Raw genomic sequence first — 6,619 nt, 5'->3', positions numbered from 1 at the left:
AAAAATGATGAATCGTTTAAGCAGCAATTAGCCGATTTTGAGCAATTTTTAAATACGGAAAATAAGACCGAAGAAAACAGGCAGAAAGATAAAGATCTTTTTAATGGCGTTATGTGGGATAAGACCTAAATTTCGCATAAGGTGTATTATGTTAATTTTAGGAAATCTTAAGTTCAGAATTTAAGATAAGTCTTATCTAACTCTAATTAAGCTCGAACTAATCATATGATTTGTCAAATTTTAATATAAAATTAAAAAATTTATTTTTAACAAGAGCTTATTTAAATGGATCTGCCCTTAAATCTTACATGCAATATCAATAGCCATAATGGATCTATTCAAAGAAACATAATATTAGAGAATCCTTTTACTTGTATTCTAGGTCCTAACGGATCAGGTAAAACACATCTTTTAAGAAGCTTAAGAGACAGCATACGACCCCATATTCAGAAAAAAACTCGTTTTATCTCTGCTGGTCGTATTGGTTTATTAGAGCAATTTAGATCAAACTATGATGGTCATAGACTACATTATGACGGTACCAATACGTACTATCAATTTGAGTATGAGAGCGCTCAATTTGGTAGTAAAGATTACACTACACGTAGACATGACATTGAAACTTTACAAGGTGACTATCACACATTAGCTCAACGTCCAGATATTTTAATAAAAATCCAAGAAAGATTAAGTAAATTATTTAGAAGAAACTTGATTGTTAATTGGGATGATGGTCATCTAAAAATATTTTTTTCTCGTTTAGATGGATCAGAACCATATTCCTCTGCACGTGAAGCATCAGGATTAATGCATTTAGTTGGAATATTGTGCGCTCTCTACGATGACGAGGTAGGAGCATTATTTATTGATGAGCCAGAAGTATCACTTCACCCACAACTTCAATCCTTTTTACTGAGTGAGATTTTAGATATTGTTGGAATTCCAGATGATCACACTAATAAAAAAATTATAGTAATTGCAACACATTCTACAGAGATGCTTTATATCGACAAACCAGAAGATTTATCTTCTTTAATATTCTGTTATGACCTAAATTCAGAGCCTAAGCAAGTTTCTAGTCAAGATGGAACTTTAAGAAATGATAAAATTAAAAACCTTATTTCTAAGTTAGGACAGGAACATAAGTTAACTCTTTTTTCTCATAGGCCACTTCTTGTTGAAGGTCCTTCTGATGTTGTCATGTGTAATACATTAGCCAAGAAACTAGATATATATCTAGAAGCGTCGGGGTCTCAGATTCTTCCTGTAATTGGCAAAGATCAAATTCCTATAGTCGCTAAACTACTCAAACTTTTTGGGAAAGACCCTGTAGTTTTAGCTGATGCTGATGCTATTGCTGATGGAGTTGATGTAATTTCTCCATTTTTAAGTCGAAATGAATCAGCTAATTTAAAAGCATCAATATTGGGAGCAAAAGATGCTCTTAGTTTGGCTCGAGAAATTAATAATGCGTTCGCGGCTCTAGTAAATAGTCAATGGGAGCAAATCGAGGCTTTAGCTAAACAACATCCATATTGGATTAATGGTCAATCTGATATACCTAAAGCCAAAAAAAGATCAGCATTTTCAACACTATTTTCTAATAAAGACGAGATACTACAGGATCATTTACAAGAAAATTATACAGATTGGATAATGATTAAAAATAGATATATGGCCTTATTAGAAATCGTTGAATCTTGTGGTGTATTTTTCTTAAAAAAAGGAGCTATTGAATCTTATTACAATTTATCCGATCCAAATACTTCTGAGAAAAAGATTGATGCAGCAATACAAGAAATCACTCATATTCATTCTCTAACAAAGGAGCAAATCCATCATGCATATGAAGATATTGTAAAATGTCTGAAGTTTGCATCATCTACAAGTGAAATCAATGAAGCTCTTGCACTACAGGATATATTATTAGCAATAGTAGCTCCTTGTATACCTAGAATCCAAGATGCTACTAATCAAGAAGATCTTAACATTTTTGCTTCGTCTTTATTCCCTGATAAAGCCAAGATCTTTAACTTAACTAGAAATGGAAATAATTTAATAGTTGAATTAAAAAGCAAAATTATTAAGTGTGATAAATTCCCATTAACTATTCATAAAGATGAAAATATTATTACCTCCATACGTAGTAAATTATTATAAAATTTTAGCCACTTAATAATTAAGTGGCTTTTTATTTAACATAAAATCTCTTATGCGAAATTAGTACAATTTATTAGAAGTCATTTAAAAATACTACAAAGTAGTATATGATTATTTACTACAAGGTAGTATGAACATAAGCAATGTATACAATATGTGAAACCCCATTATTTACTAAATACTGTCTTGTTTACTGGACTGAAGAAGAATACGAAGAATTTAAAACATTCTTGGCATTAAATCCTGAAGCAGGTGATGTAGAGCCTAATTCAGGCGGTATTCGTAAAATTAGATGGACGAGTGGTGGTCGAGGCAAAAGTGGTGGTGTCAGAGTCATCTACTTTAATCGTTTAACAAATGGAGAGATTTGGTTATTAACCTTGTACAGTAAAAAACAAACTGTGCAGCTTAGTAAGAAAACCCTTCAAACATTGGTGGAGAAATTAAATGACTCGTTTAATGACTGAAAAAGAACTAGAAGCCTTTGAAGCAACAAGAGATATTGAAGCTGAAATTTTACAAGGCATAGATGATATGCTTGCGAATAATGCTGCAAAAAGAACAGTAATTACTGAAACAGATGTAGCCTTAGCACGTAGAAAGGCACAACTGACACAAGAACAGTTTGCTAAGCTCCTTGGTGTTTCCAGACGTACATTAGAATCTTGGGAACAAGGTGTAAGAAGACCTTCTGGTGCAGCAACATCATTAATTCGATTATTTATTGTTGATCCAATGTTTGTAAAAGAAAGTTTGGCTTAATTTACTTAGGCAATAAAAAACCCCAACATCCTGTCGGGGTTTTTCGTATTTGCGTCTTAGGTTTAACTCCTGTCGAACCTTTAACATTCCTTGTTGCTGCGTTTTATTATTCTCTGGAGCATCCTGCTCGCTATGGGTTCATGATAGGAAGTTAGGGTGGATCTGTATATTCGCCAATGCCCTAAAATGTTGTACGTTATGGCTTACAAAGCTTAAAAATTATCCTTAGATTTACCCGCACATTTTGTGGATATTTTAACCACTATAAGTCCTGATTGAATTCAGAAAAAGTTAAAATTGGTTATTTTTCAACCTATTTTATAGGCAAAAAATGACAATTTCGTTTAAAAAAACGCCGACATGTAACGAGGTCGGCTTTTTGCGGATGAATGGCGGTTTTTTAATTAATTAAGTTATTGAAATAAAAAGGATTTAAAAGAACCATTTCGCATAAGGCCCATTATGTTAAATAGAAGGAGTATTTTACGATTCATCTAATGTAATTTAATAAAAAGCCTTAGTATATGGCAACTTAAATTAACTTGATTTACTTGTATGCAGACTTGGGAACTTATAAAAAAATTTTTTCTTAATTATATTTGGATAGGTATCGTTTTATTATTACTATCAATCATATTAGAGCTACTCTATCCAGCAGCAAGTAGACATTTTTTTATCAACTTATCAATTTTGATCTTTAACTATGTGGGAATAGCTATTATTGTATCTGCTATTTTTTCATATGCTTCAGGAACATCTCAGTTTATGGATCAAATAAAATCTCTCTTAGAAACTATTGTTATTAAAAGAAATTTTTTAAATAATATTGATCCAAATTCTAAAAAAGATGTATTAAAAACCTTACTTCAGCCTTCTACGGCTGAATCTAATAATTACCCTAATATAGGCAACTATTACGGTCATTTTATTGAGAAGGCTTTAGATATTCGGAAAAAAAATGTTCGAAGTAATTACATGGTTAATGCTCTTGTATTTTTTGATGAAGAGCATGGAAAAATTGCAATAGATAGTCGGTATAGTTATAGATTGTATCCATCGATAGATGGATATGGTGATGTGACAGTCGGTTTTGAAGAATCATTAGATGGTCCATGTCAGTGCTCTTTATTAAGTATTAGTACGCCTGATGGATATAGGCTTAAAAAAGAAAATCTTGAGTTTATTGAAGATACTAATGAAGGTAAAATTTGCAAAGTCTCAAAAACAAAAATCAATCAAGATCCAAAATTGAAAGATTGTAATCATCTAGATGTAGACTTAAATGTTAAAGAATATGGTGGGGATCATTGGGCATTATTATCGTTTAAAGCTCTGCAACCTACAGATGGTTTTAAGTTCTATTTGAGATGTTCAGAAGATATTATAGTAAAGGATTTTTGTGTATTTGTTGTTGGGGCAAAATACGATGTCATAGAGAGTACAGATAAAAAAGAAATTACCATAAGTTGTAATCAATGGATTAATGAAGGTTCTGGATTATCAATACTTATAGGCGTGCCTCATATGATGGATAATAAATCTGATAAAGAATCAAATAAAATATTACGAGTAGCTTAACAATATTTTGTAAAAATACAGCTTACAGAAAATACGATATAGGTTTAGTTATTCTAAAATTAACATAATACACCTTATGCGAAATAATCTTTTTTATTTCATATAAATCATTGCCTTATCTCTTAATAGAAAGCCCAACTCAGCTGAATTGGGCTTTTTTATTCATTTTTCACGTTCCACGCCTATTCCTTGATCAAAGTTCCACGATTTTCATTAGCTACATTAAATAATTTATCAAGGTTTGAAATCGGTTTTGCTATGCAGAGCTTTAAAAATCCGTTTAGCTGTTTCCTCTCTGACACTTTTCGGATCTCGTAAGATGCCACCAATCCAAAGGGCAAAAGTAGGATAATCAGGAAAATTACTGAGGTCTGATAGCTCAGAAAGTTGAGATAAAATCGTGCTGTACTTGTTGATTTGAGCATCAGATAGATTGCAGAACATATCTATGGTTTTTGTATCTCTTGTGGGTGCTGTGAGTTTTGGCTTAGGTTTTTCTTTTACGGTGAATTTAAAGCCGACAACAGAACGCCCTTTTTTGACATTTTCATAAGTCAAATCAATGTCCGTATTTGTAGTAATTTCATCTAATGATGGCTTCAATACACGATCTTTTAAGTTACAAAGTTTATCGTATGATTTAGGCAAACCAAGCTCATTCTTTATATGCTCTAAGGACATTTCAAACTGCCCCATCGCTTGATATTTTTTGGCTAAGTGATAAAGATCAAAGGAATAATCTTTTTTTAGACTGAGTACAATCTCTTTTTTATATTTAGTGTAAGGGTTTAATTTATCAAACTCTTTCAGCATCAGAAGCACTTCATCTGGAAAACAAATAGATATTGCTCCATTTTCATATATAGCCCGAATAACCCAGTTACAGTATGTTTTTTTCTTACCATCACCATAAGAAAAATAACGCCTTAAAAGACTTTTACTAGCATCTTCCATTTGTGAATATGCCGAATTTGTTTTTATACCGCACTCTTTTGCAAATTCTTCGGATGTTATGGTTATTGCATCTTTTTCAGTTGCATCAATTGTCCGAGCTATAGGGCTAGCAAGAATCAATAAGCGTTTTTCATCAATACTCATGCTTTTAAAGCACTCTTGAATTGTATTTTGCATTACTACCCAAGATACAGGGTATGTTTTTTTAAGCTCCATAACACTACATTCCGCAAATTGTAGTTTTTTATAACATATTGATTTTTTTTGCACACGATTTTTGTAGTTTTTTACATTAAACTACATTAATTATATTGTAGTTTAGTTCATGCCATTTGTAGTTTCTAATCATGCCATTTGTAGTTTTTTAACCCTTAAAATCATGCCATTTGTAGTTTAGTTCATGCCATTTGTAGTTTTTTAAAGTCTGAAAGCATTGCTAGACATGGGCTAGAGGGGGGTCTAAAAGCTTTTAAAAGCTTTTTAAAAGTATAAAAGGGAATTTTGTTCAAATTCGGGCTATAAAAACTGCCCTTGGTACTCGCTAAAGCTCGTACTCTATTGAAGCTCGTTTCTCTCGCTTCGTTGGGGCAGTTTTTTTCTTAATTTATCGAGTATTCAAAAAGCAAAAGCATCAATAATGCATTCGCTTCGCTCATGCTTTTTGAAAAGCAAAAGCTTCATTGTGACGCTCGTAGACACTCGCTAAGCACAATCTACTGTAATTCAGTAAAAACGGTTTTTCAGAGGGGAATTAAGCGAACTTTCAATGTGACGCTCGTAGACACTCGCTAAATGCTCTCATTTGCGTTCTAAGAAATTTTATTTTAATCAACTATAGTTTCCCTATATTTTTAGTTAAAGTCGCTAAAAACCCCGTTTTTTTGCGTTTAAATGGGGGTTACCAAGGCATGTAGTCAGGATTATTATCAAAATCTGGTTTTTTGGGTTCATTTTTCTGCTGGTTTTTTGGGTCTTCACGTCTTGAAAATGCTAAAAGGTCGGGTGCTCGTTTTTCTTGCTCATAACGTTGTTCTTCTTCTTCATGCAACTGCTGTTCTCTAGATTCACGATCTTTTCGGTCATTTTCGAGCTGTAGAGCTGTTTTTCGGTCAAACTCTTGCTGCACTTCCATTTCAACGCTTTTTGTAAAATCTGCATGCAATTT

At 32.5% G+C, this 6,619-nt stretch carries 5 protein-coding genes and 1 pseudogene; 4 read left to right on the top strand and 2 right to left on the bottom strand.

What is annotated here, in order from left to right:
* The first annotated feature begins 285 nt into the window (after positions 1-285).
* The 4 genes from HX005_RS19235 (at position 286) to HX005_RS19220 (ending at position 4,500) form a co-directional block, all read left to right on the top strand.
* Positions 286-2,160, top strand: a complete 1,875-nt coding sequence (locus HX005_RS19235) for an ATP-dependent nuclease (protein ID WP_286378559.1) — start codon at positions 286-288, stop codon at positions 2,158-2,160.
* A 143-nt stretch (positions 2,161-2,303) separates the two neighbouring features.
* The gene (locus HX005_RS19230; RefSeq protein WP_286378558.1) at positions 2,304-2,627 is read left to right on the top strand and encodes a transcriptional regulator; all 324 of its coding nucleotides are present in this window, start codon (positions 2,304-2,306) and stop codon (positions 2,625-2,627) included.
* Positions 2,608-2,922 (top strand): helix-turn-helix domain-containing protein, encoded by a 315-nt coding sequence (locus HX005_RS19225; RefSeq protein WP_286378557.1) that lies wholly within the window; start codon positions 2,608-2,610, stop codon positions 2,920-2,922. Before HX005_RS19230 ends, HX005_RS19225 begins: the two co-directional genes overlap by 20 nt.
* A 555-nt stretch (positions 2,923-3,477) precedes the next feature.
* The gene (locus HX005_RS19220) at positions 3,478-4,500 is read left to right on the top strand and encodes a hypothetical protein (protein WP_286378556.1); all 1,023 of its coding nucleotides are present in this window, start codon (positions 3,478-3,480) and stop codon (positions 4,498-4,500) included.
* A 234-nt stretch (positions 4,501-4,734) separates the two neighbouring features.
* On the opposite strand, the gene HX005_RS19215 is transcribed toward HX005_RS19220, so the two are convergent.
* The gene (locus tag HX005_RS19215; protein ID WP_286378555.1) at positions 4,735-5,670 is read right to left on the bottom strand and encodes a replication initiation protein; all 936 of its coding nucleotides are present in this window, start codon (positions 5,668-5,670) and stop codon (positions 4,735-4,737) included.
* A gap of 682 nt (positions 5,671-6,352) precedes the next feature.
* A pseudogene (locus HX005_RS19210) lies at positions 6,353-6,619 on the bottom strand (MobQ family relaxase); the annotation flags it as partial.

Source organism: Acinetobacter sp. R933-2 (assembly GCF_030325485.1).
GTDB classification, from domain to species: domain Bacteria; phylum Pseudomonadota; class Gammaproteobacteria; order Pseudomonadales; family Moraxellaceae; genus Acinetobacter; species Acinetobacter sichuanensis.
This window is presented reverse-complemented; position numbering and strand designations above follow the sequence as displayed.